This is a genomic window from Bradyrhizobium sp. USDA 4451 (genome assembly GCF_054822585.1).
Map to the genome: position 1 here is coordinate 2,781,578 of NZ_JBTRCH010000001.1, position 20,201 is coordinate 2,801,778.

Annotated in this window: 17 protein-coding genes and 2 pseudogenes; 10 read left to right on the plus strand and 9 right to left on the minus strand. The window is 66.5% G+C overall.

What is annotated here, in order from left to right:
• Positions 1-23 precede the first annotated feature (23 nt).
• Complete coding sequence (locus tag ACVMB0_RS12830; protein ID WP_456750428.1) at positions 24-935, minus strand: NAD(P)-dependent oxidoreductase; 912 nt, start codon at positions 933-935, stop codon at positions 24-26.
• A 198-nt stretch (positions 936-1,133) separates the two neighbouring features.
• Complete coding sequence (locus ACVMB0_RS12835; RefSeq protein ID WP_050629459.1) at positions 1,134-1,514, minus strand: carboxymuconolactone decarboxylase family protein; 381 nt, start codon at positions 1,512-1,514, stop codon at positions 1,134-1,136.
• Positions 1,515-1,686: 172 nt separating this feature from the next.
• Here ACVMB0_RS12835 and ACVMB0_RS12840 point away from each other — a divergent pair, with 172 nt between their 5' ends.
• From ACVMB0_RS12840 to ACVMB0_RS12860, 5 genes and pseudogenes are all read left to right on the plus strand, one after another.
• Positions 1,687-4,323: a TIGR02302 family protein gene (locus tag ACVMB0_RS12840; protein ID WP_456750427.1), complete on the plus strand. Its 2,637-nt coding sequence runs from the start codon at positions 1,687-1,689 to the stop codon at positions 4,321-4,323.
• A 307-nt stretch (positions 4,324-4,630) separates the two neighbouring features.
• Positions 4,631-4,681 (plus strand): annotated as a pseudogene (locus ACVMB0_RS12845) (hypothetical protein); the annotation flags it as partial.
• A gap of 265 nt (positions 4,682-4,946) precedes the next feature.
• Entirely contained in the window at positions 4,947-5,807 is an 861-nt protein-coding gene (locus ACVMB0_RS12850; RefSeq protein ID WP_461349793.1) for a pilus assembly protein TadG-related protein, read from the plus strand.
• 48 nt (positions 5,808-5,855) lie between these two features.
• Positions 5,856-6,320: a TadE/TadG family type IV pilus assembly protein gene (locus tag ACVMB0_RS12855; RefSeq protein WP_456750425.1), complete on the plus strand. Its 465-nt coding sequence runs from the start codon at positions 5,856-5,858 to the stop codon at positions 6,318-6,320.
• The gene (locus ACVMB0_RS12860) at positions 6,317-6,694 is read left to right on the plus strand and encodes a TadE/TadG family type IV pilus assembly protein (protein ID WP_456750424.1); all 378 of its coding nucleotides are present in this window, start codon (positions 6,317-6,319) and stop codon (positions 6,692-6,694) included. The genes ACVMB0_RS12855 and ACVMB0_RS12860 overlap by 4 nt, the downstream gene beginning before the upstream one ends.
• Before the next feature lie 94 nt (positions 6,695-6,788).
• Here the strand turns inward: ACVMB0_RS12860 and ACVMB0_RS12865 are convergent, their stop codons facing one another.
• Together ACVMB0_RS12865 and ACVMB0_RS12870 are read right to left on the minus strand one after the other, a co-directional pair.
• Positions 6,789-7,166 carry a response regulator gene (locus tag ACVMB0_RS12865; protein ID WP_456750423.1) on the minus strand — a complete coding sequence of 126 codons (378 nt, stop codon included), beginning with the start codon at positions 7,164-7,166 and terminating at the stop codon, positions 6,789-6,791.
• Positions 7,167-7,203: 37 nt separating this feature from the next.
• Positions 7,204-8,070, minus strand: a complete 867-nt coding sequence (locus ACVMB0_RS12870; protein ID WP_461346467.1) for an MJ0042-type zinc finger domain-containing protein — start codon at positions 8,068-8,070, stop codon at positions 7,204-7,206.
• A gap of 172 nt (positions 8,071-8,242) precedes the next feature.
• On the opposite strand from ACVMB0_RS12870, the gene ftsE reads away from it, so the two are divergent.
• The 5 genes and pseudogenes from ftsE to ACVMB0_RS12895 all read left to right on the plus strand — a co-directional run.
• Entirely contained in the window at positions 8,243-8,902 is a 660-nt protein-coding gene (ftsE, locus tag ACVMB0_RS12875; protein ID WP_456750421.1) for a cell division ATP-binding protein FtsE, read from the plus strand.
• A complete protein-coding gene (locus tag ACVMB0_RS12880) occupies positions 8,895-9,866 on the plus strand; it encodes a cell division protein FtsX (protein WP_456750420.1) in 972 nt (323 codons plus the stop codon). Before ftsE ends, ACVMB0_RS12880 begins: the two co-directional genes overlap by 8 nt.
• 159 nt (positions 9,867-10,025) lie before the next feature.
• A complete protein-coding gene (locus ACVMB0_RS12885) occupies positions 10,026-10,736 on the plus strand; it encodes a YdcF family protein (RefSeq protein ID WP_461346468.1) in 711 nt (236 codons plus the stop codon).
• 124 nt (positions 10,737-10,860) lie between these two features.
• Positions 10,861-11,625, plus strand: a complete 765-nt coding sequence (locus ACVMB0_RS12890; protein ID WP_461346469.1) for a lysophospholipid acyltransferase family protein — start codon at positions 10,861-10,863, stop codon at positions 11,623-11,625.
• Positions 11,626-11,654: 29 nt separating this feature from the next.
• Positions 11,655-11,985 (plus strand): annotated as a pseudogene (locus ACVMB0_RS12895) (cyclophilin-like fold protein); the annotation flags it as partial.
• A gap of 113 nt (positions 11,986-12,098) precedes the next feature.
• On the opposite strand, the gene ACVMB0_RS12900 reads toward ACVMB0_RS12895, so the two are convergent.
• The 5 genes from ACVMB0_RS12900 to ACVMB0_RS12920 all read right to left on the minus strand — a co-directional run bounded on the left by ACVMB0_RS12900 (position 12,099) and on the right by ACVMB0_RS12920 (position 20,132).
• On the minus strand, positions 12,099-13,580 hold the full coding sequence (locus ACVMB0_RS12900; protein ID WP_461346470.1) for an aldehyde dehydrogenase: 1,482 nt from the start codon (positions 13,578-13,580) through the stop codon (positions 12,099-12,101).
• Between the two features lie 95 nt (positions 13,581-13,675).
• Positions 13,676-14,143, minus strand: a complete 468-nt coding sequence (locus tag ACVMB0_RS12905; protein WP_461346471.1) for a peroxiredoxin family protein — start codon at positions 14,141-14,143, stop codon at positions 13,676-13,678.
• Positions 14,144-14,201: 58 nt separating this feature from the next.
• Entirely contained in the window at positions 14,202-17,504 is a 3,303-nt protein-coding gene (locus ACVMB0_RS12910; protein WP_461346472.1) for an efflux RND transporter permease subunit, read from the minus strand.
• A 136-nt stretch (positions 17,505-17,640) separates the two neighbouring features.
• A complete protein-coding gene (locus ACVMB0_RS12915) occupies positions 17,641-19,437 on the minus strand; it encodes a caspase family protein (protein ID WP_461346473.1) in 1,797 nt (598 codons plus the stop codon).
• Positions 19,438-19,523: 86 nt separating this feature from the next.
• Positions 19,524-20,132 (minus strand): gamma-glutamylcyclotransferase, encoded by a 609-nt coding sequence (locus ACVMB0_RS12920; protein WP_461346474.1) that lies wholly within the window; start codon positions 20,130-20,132, stop codon positions 19,524-19,526.
• Between the last annotated feature and the right edge of the window lie 69 nt (positions 20,133-20,201).

Below are 20,201 nucleotides of genomic sequence, written 5' to 3' on the forward strand. Positions count from 1 at the left end.
ACGCTCCATCCGGGCTACGCGTCTTACTTCGCGGCGTGACTGCCTTTTCCGCCCCCGCCCACGATCACGCCTGCGGCCTTCTCGATCGGCTTGATCGCCGCCGTAAAGTCCGAGTCCGGTCCTTCGTCGCGGATGATGACTTCCCAGAGCCGGCCGACCGCCTCGGCGACTTCCATCGACAGCCCGAGCGCGCGCATCTCCTCGACCGCGAGCCGCACGTCCTTCACCATCAGCCCGGTGGCGAAGCCGAAGTCGAAGCTGCGCGGCAGCACCGAGCGGGGAAACTTGTCGCGGCTCGCGGTGTTCAGCCCCGAGCCGGCATTGATGACGTCGATCATCACGGCCGGATCGAGCCCGGACTTCACGCCCATCACCACCGCCTCCGAGGTCGCGACCATCGCGGTCGCCGACAGGAAGTTATTGGCGAGCTTCATGGTCTGGCCGGAGCCCGGCTTGGTGCCGATGAAGAACACCTTGCCGATGACGTCGAGCGCGCCCTTCACCAGCTCGAAATCGGCGCGCGGGCCCGACACCATCACCGCCAGCGTGCCCTTCTCGGCGCCGGAGACGCCGCCGGACACCGGGCTGTCGATCTGCACGATGTTCTTCTTCGCGAGCAGATCGTGGATCTTCACCGCCATCTGCGAGCCGACGGTGGAGAGATCGATGAAGCGCTTGACGCGCTTGCCCTCGATCACGCCGCCCGCGCCCGTTGCCACCTCGAGCGAGGCCTGCAGCGAGGGCAGGCTCGCCATCACGGTCTCGACGCGGTCGGCGACGTCCTTCGCCGACGTCGCGGCCGCCGCGCCGCGCGCGACCAGTTGATCGACGACCTCCTTGCGGGTGTCGAACACGGTGAGCGTGTGACCGGCCTCGATCAGCCGGCGCGCCATCGGGAAGCCCATCTTCCCGAGGCCGATGAATCCGATTTCCATGGTTCGTTTCCTCTACGTCGTTATGTGTGCAGCAATTTGCCCCACCCTCGACGTCGTCCCTGCGAAAGCAGCGACCCATAACCCCAGGACTGCATTGTTTGGCTCAGCTGGGGCCACAGCCGTCGTAGCGACGACGAACTGTGGTTATGGGTCCCGGCTCGCGCTCCGCTTGGCCGGGACGACAACGAGAGGAGCCGCTCACGCCTTGTCGAGTTCGGCGAACACCTCGCGCGCGATGCGGAAGCTATCGACGCCGGCCGGGATGCCGGCGTAGATCGAGACCTGCATGAAGATCTCGCGGATCTCGTCGCGGGACACCCCGTTGGTCAGCGCGCCCTTGATGTGGGCCTTCAATTCGTGCGGTCGGTTCAGGATCGAGATCATGGCGAGGTTGAGCATGCTGCGGGTCTTGCGCGGCAGTTCCTCGCGGCCCCAGACCGCGCCCCAGCAATATTCGGTGACGAGTTCCTGGAACGGCTTGTTGAAGCTGTCCGAATTCTTCAGCGCATTGTTGACATAGGCCTCGCCCAGCACCGCCTTGCGGATTTCGAGCCCCTTGTCGTGCGTCTTCTGGTCCATATCGTTTCCTCATGCGTTAACGCGTTGGTTCGGGCCGGGACGTTACGGGGCCGAACCGCCGCAGTCACGCCTTCGTGTTATGCGTATTTCCCGGTGTGGGTTACGTCGGGGAACGGGTGCCTCAAAGCCGCCGCCGTGCTAGGCTGTCCTGCCGGCTACCCCGGAGATTTTATTGAGCGGAGCCAACATCGACCCGTCCGACAACGCCTCACGCGCCGTCCCCGACAGCGATGCGGTCGCGCGTCTGAAGCTCAACGAGGCTCTGCAGCGGGCGAGGCTGGCGATTGCGTGGGAACGGGCGTGGCCGCATCTGGCGCGGTTCCTCACGATCGCGGGTCTGTTCCTGGTCGTGTCCTGGGCCGGGCTGTGGCTGGTGTTGCCGTTTGCCGCACGCCTGGCCGGCGCCGCCCTGTTCGGGCTGGCCGCGCTCGCCATGTTGGTGCCGCTGGTGCGCTTGCGCTGGCCGAGCCGCGAGGAGGGCCTGAGCCGGCTCGACCGCGGCGCCGGGATCCGGCACCGCCCCGCAACCACGCTCGCCGATACGCTCACCAACAAGGATCCGTTTGCGCTGGCGCTGTGGCAGGCGCAACGCGAGCGCACCCTGGCCTCGATCAAGCGCATCCGCGCCGGGCTGCCGCGGCCGCGCGTCTCGCTGCACGACCCCTGGGCGCTGCGTGCGCTGGTCATCGTGATGCTGGTCGCGAGCTATGTCGCCGCCGGCGACGAGCGCGGCCTGCGGGTCGCCTCCGCATTCGACTGGAACGGCATCATGGCGCCGGCCAATGTCCGGGTCGACGCCTGGGTGACGCCGCCGAACTACACCGGCAAGCCGCCGATCATCCTGTCGAACGCCAACAAGGACGCTGCCGCGGCCGACACCACCCCGCTGGCGGTTCCGGCCGGCAGCACGCTCTTGGTGCGCTCCAGCGGCGGCAGCATCGACGTCGTGGTCGGTGGCGGCGTCGCCGAGGTCACGCCGGAAGGACAGGCGCCCAAGGGCACCAACGAGCGGCATTTCAAGATCACCGGCGACGGCACCGCGCATGTCCGCGCGCCGGCCGGCGAGCCGCAGTGGAAATTCACTGCGACGCCGGACCGGCCGCCGTCGATCGCGCTCGCCAAGGATCCGGAGCGGCAGGCGCACGGCGCCTTGCAGCTGTCCTACAGGCTCGAGGACGATTACGGCGTGACCGAAGCGCGCGCGCAGTTCGCGCCGCGGCCGACTGATGCGCCCAAGGATGCAGCGAAGGATGCAGCGAAGGATGCCGACGACAAGGCCACCCCGCCGCGTCCGCTGTTCGAGCCGCCGCAATTCCCGCTGGTGCTGCCCAATGCGCGCACCCGCAACGGGGTCGGCCAGACGGTGAAGGATCTCAGCGAGGATCCCTATGCCGGCGCCGACGTGACGCTGACGCTGACCGCAAAGGACGAGGCCGGCAATGAGGGCAAGAGCGAGCCGTTCAACATGCGGCTGCCGGAGCGCCTGTTCACCAAGCCGCTGGCGCGCGCACTGATCGAGCAGCGCCGGATCCTGGCGCTCGACGCCAACCAGAACGGCCAGGTCTACGCCGCGCTCGACGCGCTGATGATCGCGCCCGAAATGTTCATGCCGGAGACCGGCTATTATCTCGGCCTGCACACCGTGGCCCGCCAGCTCGAGGCGGCGCGCACCGACGATCAGCTGCGCGAGGTCGTCGCCAGCCTGTGGGCGCTTGCCGTCACCATCGAGGACGGCAACATCAGCGACGTCGACAAGGCGCTGCGCGCGGCGCAGGACGCGCTGAAGCAGGCGCTGGAGCGCGGCGCGAGCGACGAGGAGATCAAGAAGCTCACCGACAATCTGCGCGCGGCGCTGGACAATTTCCTGCGCCAGATGGTCGAGCAGTTCCGCAACAATCCGCAGCAGCTCGCCCGGCCGCTCGATCCCAACGCCAAGGTGCTGAGCCAGCAGGATCTCAAGAACATGCTCGATCGCATGGAGCGGCTGTCGCGCTCCGGCGACAAGGATGCCGCACGGCAGCTGCTCGAGCAGATGCAGCAGATGCTGGAAAACCTGCAGATGGCGCAGCCCAACCAGGGCGACGACGACATGCAGCAGTCGCTCAACGAGCTCGGCGACATGATCCGCAAGCAGCAGCAGTTGCGCGACAAGACCTTCAAGCAGGGCCAGGATTCCCGCCGCGACCGTATGCGCGGCAAGCAGGGCGAGCAGTCGATGGGCGACCTGCAACAGGATCAGCAGGCGCTGCGTGACCGCCTGAAGAAGCTGCAGGAGGAGCTCGCCAAGCGCGGCATGGGTCCGGATCAGCGCGGCCAGAAGGGCCAGCAAGGGCAGAAGGGCCAGGGTCAGAAGGGCGATCAGGCGCAGCAGGGCGACCAGGGCGGCGATCAGGGCGATGACGGCGGTGACGGGCTCGACCAGGCCGACTCCGCGATGGGCGATGCCTCCGGCCGGCTCGGCGAGGGCAATGCCGACGGCGCGGTGGATTCGCAGGGCCGTGCGCTCGATGCGCTGCGCAAGGGCGCGCAGAGCCTGGCCGACGCGATGCAGCAGGGCGATGGCGACCAGCCGGGCGACAGCCCCGGCAACCGCGCCGGCCGTCAGCAGAGCGGCGGCAACCAGACCGATCCGCTCGGCCGTCCGCTGCACGGCCGCGAATTCGGCGACGACTACACCGTGAAGATTCCCGGCGAGATCGACGTGCAGCGCGTCCGCCGCATCCTGGAAGAGCTGCGCCGCCGCCTCGCCGACCCGTCGCGGCCGCAGATCGAGCTCGACTATATCGAGCGCCTGCTGAAGGACTATTGAGCCCGGCCGCCAGGCCCGCCCGCATCTGGATGGGGCCGACCAGGTCCCCGAGGCAGCCCCGGCTGCCCGCACAATTTCTCTAAAACTCTCGGGTTCCCGTTGGCGCGCATTTAAGTCGCCTGCGTCATTCTGTTTCGGATAATTGGCATGCGTCTCAGGAGATCACATGAGGCAGTGCAGCCGTTTATTCATTGCATCGTCGTGCCGGCCATTGCGTGCAACTCGCCGGAACCTTGAGAAGACCAGCCTGCTCCGACGCTTCGTTCGCGACCGGTCGGGCAGCTATGTCATTATCTCGGCGCTGCTGATGCCGGTTCTGGTGGGCACGGCAGGGCTCGGCACCGAAGTGGGCTGGTGGTACTATAAGCACAAGAACATGCAGAGCGCGGCCGACTCGGGCGCCGTCAGTGCTGCAACCGCGGCCAGTGCAGGCGCAGACCTGTTGTCCGAAGCCAACGCGGTGACGGCAAATTACGGCTACGCCAACACGGTGAACAACGTCACGATCGCCGTGAATCAGCCGCCGAAGGCCGGCAATTACACATCCAATCTGCAGGCGGTCGAAGTCGTCGTGACCCAGCCGCAGCCGCGGCTGCTGTCGGCCTTGTTTCGGCTCGAATCCCGTGCTGGTCACCGCGCGCGCGGTCGCGCTGCCGAATTCCGGAACCGGCTGCGTCCTTGCTCTCGATCCGACGGCGAGCCCCGCGGTCAATGTGAGCGGCAGCAATCAGCTCAACTTGATCAAGTGCAACCTCTACAGCAACTCGAGCGCAAGCCCGTCGCTCAACGTCGCCGGCAATGCTGCGGTTTCCGCCAATCAGGTCGGGGTCGTCGGCGATGTCTCCGGCGCGAGCAACATCACCACGACCAACGGAATCAGGACGCACATCCAGCCGATCGCCGATCCCTATGCAAACGTCTCACCGCCGGCGGAGCCGAGCTGCACCAACGCCAAGATCACGGTGAACTCCAACGGAAAGACCAACTCGATCAGCCCCGGCTGCTACAAGGGCAACATCACGGTCAATGCCGGCGCGACCCTGAGCCTCGATCCAGGCATCTATTACCTGGACGGCTCCAATCTGAGCGTCGCGGGAAACGCCACGATCACCGGCAGCGGCGTCACGCTTGTCTTTACGGGATCGGGAAGCAACTGGGGCACCGCTTCAATCGGCAGCAACGCGATCATCGACCTGACGGCGCCGACCTCCGGCACCACAAAGGGCATCGTCATGTATGGCGACCGCAACATGCCGGTCGGCACGGCCTTCAACCTCACCGGCGGCGCCACCCAGAACTTCGGCGGCGCCATCTACCTGCCAAGGGCCAATCTCAGCTTCAGCGGCGGCAACGGCACGAGCACATCCTGCACCAAGATCATCGTGGACACCTTGACGCTCACCGGCACGTCGAACCTTCAGGTCAATTGCGCAGCGCTCGGCACCGCGACGATTGGCACGCAAACCGCGCAACTCATCGAATGAGGCAGGCCGATGCAGGTCCAGAGATGCTCATCCAACAGCCATAGCCGATTGCTTCGCCCTCTCTTGCGGCGCCTGCGCGCCGGTGTTCGCGACCGGCGCGGCGTCGCCGCGATCGAATTCGGTGTCATGATCCCATTGCTGACCCTGATGGTGGTCTCGGTCACCGACATCGGGCTTGCGCTGTTCCGCAAGATGCAGGTCGAAAATGCCGCACAGGCGGGAGCGCAATACGCGATCGTGCGCGGCTTCGATACCACCGGCGTGTCCAACGCCGTGATCGCCGCCACGAATTCCACGGCCATCATGGCGTCGCCCCAGCCGCTTCAGTTCTGCGGATGCCCGACGAGTGCGGGGATCAGCACCGTCAGCTGCGGCGCGGTGTGCCCGAGCGGCGCGCAGGCCGGGACCTATGCAATGGTCTCGGCGCAGGGGACCTATTATACGCTGATCAACTACCAGATCGTGGCGACCAGCTACACCTACAACGCCCAGTCCACTGCGAGGCTGCAGTGAAACGCACGGCGTTGTGGCACGACGATCGGGGCGCCTCTGCGCTGGAATTCGCCCTGACCGCTCCCGTGTTCTTCCTGTTCATCTTCGGCATCATCGAATTCGGGTTGCTGTTCTGGACCCAGCTCGGGCTTCAGCACGGCACGGAAATGGCGGCGCGCTGCGCAACCGTCAACAGCACGCTCTGTCCGAACAGCAACGCGATCACGAGCTATGCCGCGCAGCAGGCGTTCGGCCTCACCTTCCCGACGCAGACCTTTACCCATGCCGCGTCGGCCTGCGGCAACCAGGTCAGCGCCAGCTACTCGTTTCAGTTCATGCAGTTTCTCAACGTGCCGCCGATCGTGCTGACGGCCCAGGCGTGTTTCCCGAGCTGAGCAGCGCGACGAGATTGGAATCTCATCGCGCTTTAGCTTCTTCGTTTTGCATGATCTTTTCGGAAAACCGCTTCGCACTTTTCCGGATCATGCGCTAACTCGCCTTGCTTGCTGCCAGCGCGTCGGCGACCGCGGTGCGGATGTCGGCCACCGAGAACGGCTTGGTCACCACGTCATGCACGATCGCCTCGAGCCCTGAGGCGCGCTCGCGCTGATGGGCGAAGCCGGTCATCAGCAGGATCTTCAGCGCGGGGAAGTCGCGCGCCGCGGTCAGCGCCAGCGCGATGCCGTCCATGACAGGCATCTGAATATCGGTGAGCAGCAGGTCGAACGCGCCTTCATCGCGCGTCAGGACCTCCAGCGCCTCGGCGCCGTCCTGCGCGGTGACGGTCTCGTGGCCGTCCATGGCGATAGCGCGCGCCACCAGCGAGCGCATCGAGTCTTCGTCGTCGGCGATCAGAACGCGGGTCATGGTGATGGATCAGGTCCCGAAAGTGTAAGCGGGCGGCTCAGGCGCGGCCGCCGGTGAGGTCGTGTTTGTTGAAGAAGCGTACGTCGATATTGCGGCCTTCGGGCGGCGGCGAGGCGAGACGCGACTTGAAGAAGGCGCGCTCGCCGGGATTGAGCACCGGCTGTTCCAGCACCGCATTCCAGGCGTAGATTTCGGCGCCCTTGGCATCGCGGACCGAGAAGCGCAGCCGCGGCAGTTCGACCGGCTTCCTGGTCTGGCCGACGATCGCGCCCTCGATCACCAGCACCGGCTTGCCGTCGACGGTCTCGTTGGTGATCTTGAGGTCCTTGAAAGCGAGCCCGCGCAGATTCACGTCGAGCCCGACCATTTTGTAGAACAGCGCGGTCTGCGGCAGCAGCCGCACCACGTCGTTGCGCCAGACGAACAGCGCGACGATCAGTGCGGCCATCGCCGCGCAGGTGGTCGGCAGGGCGCCGATCACAGGCACGAACGGAATTCGGGGCAGCGACGGCAGCCGGAACAGCCGGGGAAGCCGCGGCAGGCGGAAGCGGCGCCGGGTTCCGGCCGGTGCCTCACCGTCGGCATGGGCCGCGGCATCTGCCGCGGCGACCGCCGGCCAGTCCGTGGCGGCATCGCTGCCCTCGGGCATATCGGCCGAAATCGAGGGGCTGTCGACCAGCGGGGTCGTGTCGGCTTCCGCACTGCCCATCGCCTCCCATTCGGCGGCGAGATCGGAGCCGGCGGCCTCATAGGCCAGGGTCGGCGCGGTCGCCCCGATCGCGTCCTCCGGCCGGGCCAGCCAGACCTCGCGGCAGCGGGAACAACGGACCGTGCGTCCGGCCTCGCCCAGGGTGGCCGGATTGATGACGTAGGATGTTGTACAATGCGGGCAAACGATATGCATGGAGCCGAATCTCCACCGTGTGGTATGCCCGGATGCTACTGAGCGACCGTTAACGAATCGGAAACCATAACCGTCGCACAAGCTTTCTGAGCGGTTCGCGGCCGGTCGGCGGGGGTTCGGGCCGCCAGTTTTGGGTATTGGGCCACAGGCCCTCTCGAACGGAGCTAGCGCATTGGTTCGGTTCGAAAATGTCGGTCTGCGCTACGGGCTCGGCCCGGAGATTTTGCGCGACCTGTCCTTCATGATCCCGGCGCACTCGTTCCAGTTCCTCACCGGGCCGTCCGGCGCCGGCAAGACCTCGCTGCTGCGGTTGTTGTTCCTGTCGCTGCGGCCGACCCGCGGGCTGGTCAATCTGTTCGGCAAGGACGTCTCCCTGCTCGGCAAGGACCAGGTCGCCGACCTGCGCAAGCGGATCGGCATCGTGCTGCAGGATTTCCGGCTGCTCGACCACATGACCACCTATGAGAACGTCGCGCTGCCGTTCCGCGTGATGGGTCGCGAGGAATCCAGCTATCGCCGCGAGGTGATCGACCTGCTGAAATGGGTCGGCCTCGGCGAACGGATGGACGCGCTGCCGCCGATCCTGTCGGGCGGCGAGAAGCAGCGCGCGGCGATTGCGCGCGCGGTGATCTCGCGGCCGCAATTGCTGCTGGCGGACGAGCCGACCGGCAGCGTCGATCCGACGCTCGGGCGCCGCCTGTTGCGGCTGTTCATCGAGCTCAACAAATCCGGCACCGCTGTTATCATCGCGACCCACGACATCACGCTGATGGATCAATACGAGGCGCGGCGGCTGGTGCTGCATCAGGGACGGCTGCACATCTATGAGTAGGGGCGGCGACGAGAAAGTGTCGTTGGTCGATCTCGGGCGCGAGCGCCCGCAGGTCCCGGCCACCGCACGCAACATGTCGCCGATCGTGCCGCGCGCCTCGATCTCCGGCCGCGCGCTGGTCGCGGTGGTCGCGATCATGACCTTCCTCGCCTCGCTGACCACAGGCACGGTGCTTTTGGTCAGCGCCTCGGCCGCCGAATGGCAGTCGGAAGTGTCGAGCGAGATCACCATCCAGGTGCGCCCGTCGCCCGGCCGCGACCTCGACCGTGACGCGCAGGCGGCGGCGGATGCGATGCGGACGCAGTCCGGCATTCTCGAGGTCCGGCCGTTCAGCAAGGAGGAATCCGCAAAGCTGCTGGAGCCGTGGCTCGGCAGCGGGCTGTCGATCGATGATCTGCCGGTGCCGCGCGTCATCGTGGCGCGGGTGCAGCCCGGCACCACGCTCGATCTCGCCGGCTTGCGCGCGCGCCTGACCCAGGCTGCGCCGACCGCAAGCCTCGACGATCACCGTGCCTGGATCGAACGCATGCGCTCGATGACCGGCGCCACGATGTTTGCCGGCGTCGGCATCCTGATCCTCGTCATCATCGCCACCATCATCTCGGTGTCGTTCGCGACCCGCGGCGCGATGGCCGCCAACCGCCCGATCGTCGAGGTGCTGCATTTCGTCGGCGCCGGCGACAGCTTCATCGCCAACCGCTTCCTGCGGCATTTTCTGAGACTCGGTCTCGAGGGCGGGCTGATCGGCGGCGGCGCGGCGATGCTGGCGTTCGGCTTCTCGGAATCGATCGCCAACTGGTTCTCCGGCACGCCGGTGGGCGACCAGTTCGCGGCGCTGCTGGGCACGTTCTCGCTGCGCCCGTCCGGCTATCTGGTGCTGGCGATGCAGGCGGTGCTGATCGCGGCGATCACCGCGTGGGCGTCTCGGCGCACCCTGTTCGCCACGCTCGACGACATCGACTGACGGCTTGCGACAGCGCAATCATGGAGCCGATGTCGTGATCGCATTTGATCGTCCGGGTGTGATTTCGCGTGCATGCACGCGACCTTGGCCCGGCAAAACCGGTTTCCACTTTGCCGGATCATGCTCTAAAATCCCCGGGGGGAAGGACGACCGCATCACATGAGTTTGCAGACCGACGATACGTCGCCGAACGGCTATGCCGCGCGCCCGCGTGGCTGGCTGCGCGCCGCTATCGTCGCGCCGCTGGCGCTGGTGTTTGTCGCCGCAGCGGTCGGCTTCATCGGCTTCCTGTCGCAACTCCGCGGCGTCGAGACCGATCCGCCGCATAATGCCGACGGCATCGTGGTGCTGACCGGCGGCTCGTCGCGGGTGTCGGATGCGATGGAACTACTGGCCGCAGGCTACGGCAAGCGTCTGTTGATCTCCGGCGTGCACCCGACCAACGACGCCGGCGATATTTCCCGCTCGGTGCCCGACAGCAAGGGGTTGATGAGCTGCTGCGTCGATCTCGACCGTTCGGCGGTCAACACCCGCAGCAATGCGGCGGAGACGCGGCGCTGGGCGCGCGAGCGCGGCTTCAAGTCGCTGATCGTGGTGACTTCGAACTACCACATGCCCAGGGCGATCGTGGAACTGTCGCATGCGATGCCTGACGTCACGCTGATCCCGTTCGCGGTGGTCGGCGACAAATGGCGCGACGAGCCGTGGTGGACGAGTGGCGGAACCTTCCGTCTCTTGCTATCGGAATACGCCAAATATGTCGCGGCGGAGGTCCGGGTGCGGCTGGCCGATCTCGGCCTCGACCTGACTTCGGATCTTGCCGAGCAGGCAACCGCGCCACGCCGCCCGGCAACGGCGCAGGCGAATTGATGTATCAGGCTTGGCACCGTCATTCCGGGGCGCGAAGCGAACCGGGAATCTCGAGATTCCGGGTCTGGTCCTTCGGGCCATCCCGGAATGACGGCGTGACTGCACAAGAGAGAATTTTTTGAGCATGACTTCGATCTTCCTGCGCTCGCTGATCTTCAACGTGCTGTTCTATCTGGTGCTGGTGGTGCTCTGCATCGTCGCGCTGCCGGCACTGCTGCTGCCGCGCGGCGCGCTGATGGCGCTGGAAGCCGCGTGGGCCAACACCAGCCTGTTCCTGATGCGCGTGATCTGCAACATCAGGATCGAGTTCCGCGGCGTCGAGAAGATTCCGGCGGGAGCGCTGGTGGTCGCCTCGAAGCACCAGTCGTTCTGGGAGACCTTTGCGCTGGTGCGCTTCTTCGAGCATCCGCTGTTCATCCTCAAGCGCGAGCTGATGATGATCCCGGTGTTCGGCTGGTACCTGAAGAAGGTCGGCATGATCTCGGTGGAGCGCGGCGGCGGCCCGCGCTCGCTGATCAAGACATTGAAGGCGGCTGCCGCCGAGGTGAAGCTCGGCCGCCAGCTCGTGATCTTCCCCGAGGGCACCCGCACCGCGCCCGGTGCGCCGCCGAACTACAAGGCCGGCGTCGCCCAGATCTACGCCGAGAGCGGCGTGCCGTGCCTGCCGATCGCGCTCAACTCCGGCCTGTTCTGGCCGCGCCGCACCTTCATGCGCTATCCCGGCACGCTGGTGGTCGAATTCCTCGATCCGCTGCCGCCCGGCCTGCCGCGCGACGAGTTCATCGTCCGCCTGCGCGAGGCGATCGAAACCGCCACCACGCGCATCGTCGACGCCGGCCGCGCCGAGCAGGCGAAGCTGTTCGGCGGCGTGCCGGGCTCGAAAGGCTAGGGCGCGATCTCGCTGATGGCAACGTCCGGGCTAGCTTGCTCGACAATCCGTCTGCGCGGGATTCGCATCGATGCTCCCGCTCGATCTTTCCATCGAGGATTACTCCACCAATGAGAAGGTCGCCTATCTGCCGCGCGAGCTCACGCAAGACGGTAGCGGGCCATTCGCCAATGAAGCGCCGGGCGATCTCTGCTACGACGCGCCGTGGGCAATTTGGCCTGCTTCCACAGCGGCTATCGCTATTCCAGCGGGCTCATCAGGCTCGGCCGTCTTGACGATGGTCCGGCGCCTCTGCGCACGCGCGGCAGCTTTGCCTTGCGCATCGAGGCTATTTCACAGCGTCGGACAGCAGGACAGTGATGACAGCGACTGACCTCCAGAGCCTCGGCGACGCCCGTCACGTGCTGACCGGGTGAACTTCATGACTCGGGCATGGCGCACCGCTTCCGGTCTGGGAGAGGTGCTGAGCCGCATTATCGCATCACGAACGGATTGGCCGGCACGTCGGTCGCGGTCGAGATCCAGACGCTCTTGGTTTCCTGATATTCGCGCACCGCATCGATGCCGCTCTCGCGGCCGACGCCGGAGTGCTTCATGCCGCCGAACGGCATCATGTAGCTGATGGCGCGGTAGGTGTTGACCCACACCGTGCCGGCGCGCAGCTGCTTCGGCACGCGGATGGCGCGGGCGAGGTCCTTGGTCCAGATGCCGGCGGCAAGGCCGTAGATCGTGTCGTTGGCGATCCGGATGGCGTCTTCCTCGGTGTCGAACGAGATGATCGACAGCACCGGGCCGAACACCTCCTCGCGCGCGATCCGCATGGTGTTGTCAACATCGGTGAAGATCGTCGGCTCGACGAATTGGCCGCCCTTGATGCCGTCGCCCGTCGCAGGCCTCCCGCCGAGCAGGCAGCGGGCGCCTTCAGCCTTGGCGATGTCGATGTAGTCGAGCACCTTCTTGTACTGCGCCGGCGTCGTGATCGGGCCGACATTGGTGTCGGCTTGCATCGGATCGCCGATCTTGGCGGATTTCGCCAGCTCCAGCACGCGCGCGACGAACTTGTCCTTGATCGAGCTCTGCACCAGCAGGCGCGAGCCGGCGATGCAGGTTTGTCCCGTGGCGGCGAAGATGCCGGAGATCGCGCCGGCCGCGGCCGCGGTGAGATCGGCGTCCTCGAACACGATGTTCGGCGACTTGCCGCCGAGCTCGAGCGAGACGCGCTTCAGGCCCTTGGCCGCGGTCTCGTAGACCCGTGCGCCGGTGGTGTCCGATCCCGTGAAGGTGATCTTGGCGACGTCGGGGTGCGAGATCAGCGCGGAGCCGGCCTCGGGGCCGAAGCCGGTCACCACGTTGAAGATGCCGTCGGGAATCCCGGCCTCCTTGGTCAACGCGGCGAATTCCAGCGTGCTGGCCGAGGTGAACTCCGAGGGCTTGACCACCACGGCGCAGCCGGCCGCGAGCGCGGCGGCGCATTTCCAGGCGACGAACAGCAGCGGCGAATTCCAGGCGGTCAGCGCCGCGACCACGCCGACCGGCTCATGCGTAGTGTAGGCGAAGGTGTCCGCCTTGTCGATCGGCACCAGGCCGCCTTCGAGCTTGTCGACGAGGCCGCCGAAATACCACCACCACTCCGGATGGTAGCGCAGCTGGCCCAGCATCTCGGCCATCAGCTTGCCGTTGTCGCGCACCTCGATCTCGGCGAGACGCTCGGCATTGGCGGCGACGAGGTCGCCGAGCCTGCGCATCGCCTTGCCGCGCGCAGACGCCGTCATCTTCGCCCACGGCCCGTTCCACATCGCCTCGTTGGCGGCCTTCACCGCCTTGTCGGCATCGGCGGCCGTGCCGCGCGGGATCCTGGCCCAGGCCTCGCCGCGATAGGGATCGATCGTGTCGAACCACTCGCCATTGGCGGGGTCGACATAGCGGCCGTTGATGTAGAGCTGATAGGTTTTCATGAGACGCTCCCGCACGATGCTTCTGGTTGATCGCAGGCTACCACGCCTTGCGCGACGCCGTCATAACGCAGCTGCGTGAGCGGGCTGCTCGGCTGTCAGCCGTGCGTTGCGGCAAGCTCGGCTGCGATGATCGCGCCGAGCGCCATATCGCTCTGCTGGCCGAAGCCGTGATGCACGATGCTGCCGTCGCGGCCGATCAGGATGCTGGTCGGGGTTCCCTGCATGCCGTAGCGCTGCATGGTGAGGGGGATCGGCGTGCCGTCGCCGGCCTCGTCGACGCCGATCGGGAAGGTCAGCCGGTATTCATGGATGAAGGCTTCCAGCGACACGGGCGTCATCGCCACGTGGTGCTCGAACACGGTGTGCAGCCCGATCACCTGGAGGTCGGAATGCTTGAACAACTCGAACGCGCGCTGGGTCTGCGGCGTGCCGTGTGCGACGCAGCCGGGACACAGCATCTGGAAGGCGTGCAGCAGCACCGGGCGGCCGCGCAGCGCGGCCAGGGTCAGCGGCTCGCTGGTATTGAACCAGCGCGACGCGGCGATTTCCGGTGCTGGAGTCACTGCATGCTTCCTTGCGGCTGCCACCTCGCGGCAGGTTCGCAAGATCGGTGGCAGCCTGTCAACGACCGGCGGCACTTGACGCGGCGGCCCGCCTTGCGCGGCGCGCGGCGCGGCGCCGCTGGGTCCAGAGCCGGGCGCGATCGAGATAGAGGTAGACCACCGGCGTGGTGTAGAGCGTCAGGATCTGGCTCAGGATCAATCCGCCGAAAATTGCGATGCCGAGCGGCTGGCGCAGCTCGCTGCCTTCGCCGAGGCCGATCATCAGCGGCACCGCGCCGAACAGCGCCGCCAGCGTCGTCATCATGATCGGGCGGAAGCGCATCAGGCAGGCCTCGTAGATTGCATCGCGCGACGATAGCCCGCGCAGCCGCTCGGCATCGAGCGCGAAGTCGATCATCATGATGGCGTTCTTCTTGACGATGCCGACCAAGAGGATCACCCCGATCGCGCCGATCAAGTCGAAATCGGTGTGCGACAGCATCAGCGCCGCCACCGCGCCGACACCCGCCGAGGGGAGGGTGGACAGGATGGTCAGCGGGTGGATGTAGCTCTCATAGAGCATGCCGAGCGAGATGTAGATCGTCGCCAGCGCGGCCAGAACCAGGAACAGCTCGTTCGCCAGCGCCTGCTGGAAGATTTTTGCAGAGCCTGCGAACCCGCCATTGATGCCCGCCGGCATGTTGATCGCGTGCATTGCATTCTCGATCGTGGTGGTCGCCGTGCTCAGGGAGACGCCCGGCGGCAGATTGAACGAGATGGTGCTGGCGACCAGCAGATCCTGGTGGTTGACCGAGAGCGGCGTCTCGCCATGCTCGAAGCGGGCAACGCTCGACAGCGGGATCATCGTCTCGGCGCTGGTCGAGACCGCGGTCCCGGTCGAGGCGACGCCCTTGCCGGTGGCGCCGATCGAGTTGGTCGCCTGGTTGCGCACCACATTGGCGGCGACCGAAGAGACCGAGCTCTTCTGCGACGATGAGGCCACCGTTCCGGCCACCGCATTGGTGCTCTGGGTGCCGGTCGCCGATCCGCTCGAGGTCGAGATATAGACCTCCTTCAGGGTCTGCGGATCCTGCGAGAAGCGCGGCGCGACTTCCATGATCACGTGATACTGGTTGCGCGCGACGAAGATGGTCGAGACCTGGCGCTGCCCGAACGCGTCATACAGCGTGTTGTCGAGCTGGGCGACCGTGATCCCGAGCCGCGAGGCGGCGTCGCGATCGATCACCAGATTGGCCTGCAGCGCCTTGTTCTGCTGGTCGCTGTTGACGTCGGTGAGCGTCGGCTCCTTCTGCAGGGCGGCGACGAGCTTCGGCGTCCACTCGTTGAGCTCCTCGAAGGTCGAGCCCTTCAGCGTGTACTGATACGCGGCGTTGCCCGAGCGTCCGCCGGCGCCGAGATCGCCGATCGATTGCAGGAACAAGGTGGCGCCGGCGACGCTCGCCAGGGGCTCGCGCAGCCGCTCGATCACCTTGTCGGCGCGCAGCCCGCGTTCGTTCATCGGCTTCAGCGAGGCGAATACGGTGCCGGTGTTGGTGCCGCCCGGGCCGACGCCGCCGCCCCCGGTGAAGCCGACCGCGGTCTCGACCGCCGGATCCGACTTCACGATGTCGATGAACTGGGTCAGCTTCTGCCGCATCAGCTGGAACGAGGTGCTCTGGTCGGCCTGGATCGAGCCGACCAGCAGCCCGGTATCTTGTTGCGGGACGAAGCCCTTGGGCACGACCCTGTAGAGATGGAAGTTCAGATAGAGCGTCGAGGCCAGGATCAGCATCACCAGCAGCGGATGGCGCAGCGCGAGGCTGAGCGTGGTGCGGTAGCCGTTCAGCATCAGCTCGAAGACGCGCTCGCTGATCCGGTAGATCCGGCCGTGCGGCTGGCCTGCCTCCTTGCGCAGCACCACGGCGCACATCATCGGCGTCGTGGTCAGCGAGACCACCAGCGAAATCACGATCGCGATCGTGATGGTCATGGCGAATTCGCGGAACAGCCGGCCGACCAGGCCGCCCATCAAGAGGATCGGCACGAACACCGCGACCAGCGACACGCTCATCGACAGCACGGTGAAGCCGACCTCGCGGGTGCCGAGCAGCGTCGCCTCCAGCCGCGACAGCCCGGCGTCCATGTGGCGGGTGATGTTTTCCAGCACCACGATGGCATCGTCGACCACGAAGCCGGTCGCCACCGTCAGCGCCATCAGCGAGAAGATGTCGAGCGTGTAGCCGAGCAGGTACATCACCGCGAACGTCGCGATCAGGGACACGCCGACCGCCACGACAGGCACCAGCGTCGCCCGCGCATTGCGCAGGAAGGCGAACACCACCAGGATCACCAGCGCGACCGCGATCAACAGCGTGATCTCGACATCGTGCAGCGAGGCCCGGATCGTCTTCGAGCGGTCCATCGCCAGCGTGATGTCGATCGCCGGCGAGACCGAGGCCTTGAGCTGCGGCATCAGCCCCTTCACATTGTCGACCATCTTGATGATGTTGGCGCCGGGTTGCCGGTACACGATCATCACGACGGCCGGCTTGCCGTTGGCAAGACCCAGCGTGCGGACATTCTCCACGGAATCGATCACGTCGCCGACGTCGGTCAGCCGCACCGCGGCGCCGTTGCGGTAGGCGACGACCAGCGGCTTGTAGTCGTCCGCCTTGCGGGCCTGGTCGTTGGCGTAGATCTGGTAGCGCTGGTCGCCGACGTCGATGCCGCCCTTCGGGCTGTGCGCATTGGCGCTGCTCAGCGCGGCGCGGACGTCCTCGAGCCCGATGCCGTATTTGTAGAGCGCCGGCGGGATCAGCTCGACGCGCACCGCGGGCAGCGAGCCGCCGCCGACCGAGACCTCGCCGACGCCCTCGACCTGCGACAGCTTCTGCGCCAGCACGGTCGAGGCGGCGTCATAGAGCTCGGCCGGGGTCAGCGTGTCCGAGGTCAAGGTGTAGATCAGGATCGGCGCCGAGGCCGGGTTGAACTTGCGGTAGGTGGGGTTGGCGCGCAGGTTGGTCGGCAGGTCGGCGCGCGCCGCGTTGATCGCCGCCTGCACGTCGCGCGCGGCGCCGTTGATGTCGCGGTCGATGTCGAATTGCAGCGTGATGCGCGCCGAGCCGAGCGAGGACTGCGACGTCATCTCGGTGACGCTGGCGATCTGGCCGAGGTGGCGCTCCAGCGGGCTCGCGACGGTCGCCGCGACGTCGGCCGGGCTGGCGCCGGGCAGCGTCGCCTGCACCATGATGGTCGGGATGTCGACGTCGGGCAGCGGCGATACCGGCAGCTTGAAGAACGCAATGACGCCCGCCACGACAAGTCCAAGCGACAGCAGCGTGGTGCCGACCGGGCGGCGGACGAAGGGGGCGGAGAGGTTCATTGCATCAGCGAGCGATGTTTGCGGATGAGCTTCTATCCGTCCGCGCCGCGATGCAAAAGCCTAAATGTCACAGGCCGCTGCCTTAGTGAAGCCGCGATGTGTCTGGCCGCAACAATACGCAGGTCACGGCCGCGCGCTACTTCGCCGTAGTCTGGCTCGCGCCGACGAAGTAGAAATCCTCGGCTCCCGGCACCGAGCCATAGCTGAACGGTTGTTGCCGGCGATCGGTCGCGGCCATCACGTCGTCGCGCACCAGGTCGAACAGCTTGCGGATCTCGATCCGCGGCGTCTGCATCCGCTTGATCAGGGCGGTCACGAACGGGCTGTGGCCGCCGTCGCCGTCGAGCGCGACCTGGCCGTGCTTGGCGGCGTAGACCACCAGCGTGCCGCTGTCGGGCTCGACCTGCGCCAATCCCCGGCCGATCGAGCGCGACGCGACGGTGCGCTTGATCTGGTTGGCGAACGGATTGTCGCGGCAGGCATCGAGAATCACGAGATGCAGCTTGCGCGCGCCTTCGGTGGCGCCCATCACCTGGGTCAGCGCGACCGCCTCGTACGGCACGTCGCGGTCGGTGGCGAGCTTGGCGTCAACAGGCACCAGATAGTTCTCGCCCGCCATCTCCAAGCCGTGCCCGGCATAGTAGATCACCGCCCAATCGGCGCCATCGGCAGCGTTGGCGAACGACTTCAGCGCATCGACCAGGCCGTCGCGCGTGGCGTCGGTGACCAGGCGGACATCCTGAAAGCCCGTGGCGCGCAGCGTCTCGGCGATCGCCGCCGCGTCCTGGCCGGGGTTCGGCAGCACCGGCACCGAGCGGTATTTCGAATTGCCGACGACGAGGGCAACGCGCTTTTCGGTCATCGCGGCCTTCGGGGCCGCGCCGGCCGGCGCGATCGGAACGGTGGCTGCAACCGCGAGCGCAGCTTTGGCCGCGCCGTGATCCGCGACGACGCTCTTTTCGGTCGTCGCGACCTTGTCCAGCCGTTGCAGGCCGTCTCTGGCGACGCGCTGGCCCTGGGTGCGATCGAGCTGATCGAGGCCGATGACATCGAGCGCGTGGCGGAAGTCGGCGCGGGCGCCCGCGATATCGCCCTTCTTCTCGTCGGCGAGGCCGCGCCGCGCGTAGTTCAATGCGCCCTGGGCATTGAGTTGCGTGGCGTGGTCGTAGTCGCGCATCGCCTGGTCGAGCTCGCCTTTGCTCGCCAGCGTCAGGCCGCGCAGCGAGTAGAACTCCGGCTGGTCATCCTGGATCGCGATCGCGCGCTCGACATCGCGCGCGGCATTGTCGATGTCGCCGGCGGACATCTCGACCACGGCCCGGCAGTAATAGGGGCCGCCGGCGCGCGGCGCGACCTTGATCGCATCCTGGCAATGCAGCGCCGCGAGTCGGTCCTTGCCGCTGAAATCATAGACCAGCGCGCGGTTGACATAGGCGTACCAGGAGCCGGGATCGAGCTCGATCGACTTGCCGTAATCGGCCAGCGCACGCTCATAGTCGCCGGTGGCGACGAACAGCTCGGCGCGGTTGTTGAACCAGCCGGCGCTGAACGGCCCGGCCGGCTTGAGCTGGATCGCCCGATCGAAGTCGCTCCGCGCGCGGTCGTAGTCCTGGTTCTGCAGGAAGACCTTGGCACGCTGGCCATAAGACGGCGCAAACGACGGATTGGCTGCGATCGACTGATCGTAATCTGTCTTGGCCTTCTCGAGATCGCCCTTGTTATGCCAGGCCAGCGCCCGGTTGTAATAGGTGATCGCGAGATCGCGTCCCCTCGGATTGGCTGCGATCAGGCGGGTGCAGGCCGGGATCACCAGGTCGGGCCGCGAATCCTTGGCGTCGCAAATCGCGCCATCCTCTCTCAGGCCGGCAAAGGATGGGGAGTTCAGCAGCAACACTAGGCCGATCGCGGCGAGCCTGAGCAATGAGGGGCGCATTCCAGTCATTCCATTCCAGCGACCGGAAATGGAGACCACAATGTTGTTCGCGCCGTGGCAAAAATTCGCGCGCCAGGTTCCGCGCCTCAGTTCGGATCCGCGCCATCCGCTGCACGCGCATCCCGATGCAGCGGGCCGGAATCGTGCAGCATCGCCGCGAGCTGGTGCAGCTGCGCGTCGCGAAAGCCCTGCTTCTCGATCGAGGCGACGGTCGAGAGCACATAGTCGCGGTTGTTGCCGGAGCGGCCGTGGCCCTGCAGCACCAGGCGCTGCTGTTCGGCCAGCGACAGCCGCCCGGCATATTGCACATGGCCGCGATCGACCACATAGGCCAGCGCCGGGACGCGATCGCGCGCCGCGTTCTCCAGCCACACCGAGCGCATCACCTCGCGGTAGACATTGGTGGTCTGCTCGCGCGAGCGCAAATAGGCGATGGTGTCGTGGCGCAGCCGGGCCGCGACGCGGAACGCGATGCCGCGGCAGGCGCCGCCGCGGTCGAGCCCGAGCACCAGGCCCGGCTTCTCCGGCGTGCCGCGGTGGTCGAACGAATAGACGCAGAGCGCGCGATGCTCGCCGATCAGCCGCGCCGGCACCTGCTCGAGGTATTCGAAGCCCGGCTTCCACATCAGCGAGCCGTAGCCGAACACCCAGAGGTCGGCGTCGGGCGATTCGGAATGGGGAGGATTTGCTGACATCGCGCTGATGGGCTAGCAGAACAGGCCGTCGAAGCGAAGCAAATTTCGTTCTGTTTCCAACACTTAACC

Excerpts from the sequence above, each read along its gene's own strand:
- ACVMB0_RS12865 (WP_456750423.1), bottom strand. The coding sequence starts at position 7,166 with ATGACCCGCGTTCTGATCGCCGACGACGAAGACTCGATGCGCTCGCTG.
- ACVMB0_RS12915 (WP_461346473.1), bottom strand. The coding sequence starts at position 19,437 with ATGCGCCCCTCATTGCTCAGGCTCGCCGCGATCGGCCTAGTGTTGCTG.
- ACVMB0_RS12870 (WP_461346467.1), bottom strand. The coding sequence starts at position 8,070 with ATGCATATCGTTTGCCCGCATTGTACAACATCCTACGTCATCAATCCG.
- ACVMB0_RS12880 (WP_456750420.1), top strand. The coding sequence starts at position 8,895 with ATGAGTAGGGGCGGCGACGAGAAAGTGTCGTTGGTCGATCTCGGGCGC.
- ACVMB0_RS12835 (WP_050629459.1), bottom strand. The coding sequence starts at position 1,514 with ATGGACCAGAAGACGCACGACAAGGGGCTCGAAATCCGCAAGGCGGTG.
- ACVMB0_RS12920 (WP_461346474.1), bottom strand. The coding sequence starts at position 20,132 with ATGTCAGCAAATCCTCCCCATTCCGAATCGCCCGACGCCGACCTCTGG.
- ACVMB0_RS12885 (WP_461346468.1), top strand. The coding sequence starts at position 10,026 with ATGAGTTTGCAGACCGACGATACGTCGCCGAACGGCTATGCCGCGCGC.
- ACVMB0_RS12900 (WP_461346470.1), bottom strand. The coding sequence starts at position 13,580 with ATGAAAACCTATCAGCTCTACATCAACGGCCGCTATGTCGACCCCGCC.
- ACVMB0_RS12890 (WP_461346469.1), top strand. The coding sequence starts at position 10,861 with ATGACTTCGATCTTCCTGCGCTCGCTGATCTTCAACGTGCTGTTCTAT.
- ACVMB0_RS12910 (WP_461346472.1), bottom strand. The coding sequence starts at position 17,504 with ATGAACCTCTCCGCCCCCTTCGTCCGCCGCCCGGTCGGCACCACGCTG.
- ACVMB0_RS12830 (WP_456750428.1), bottom strand. The coding sequence starts at position 935 with ATGGAAATCGGATTCATCGGCCTCGGGAAGATGGGCTTCCCGATGGCG.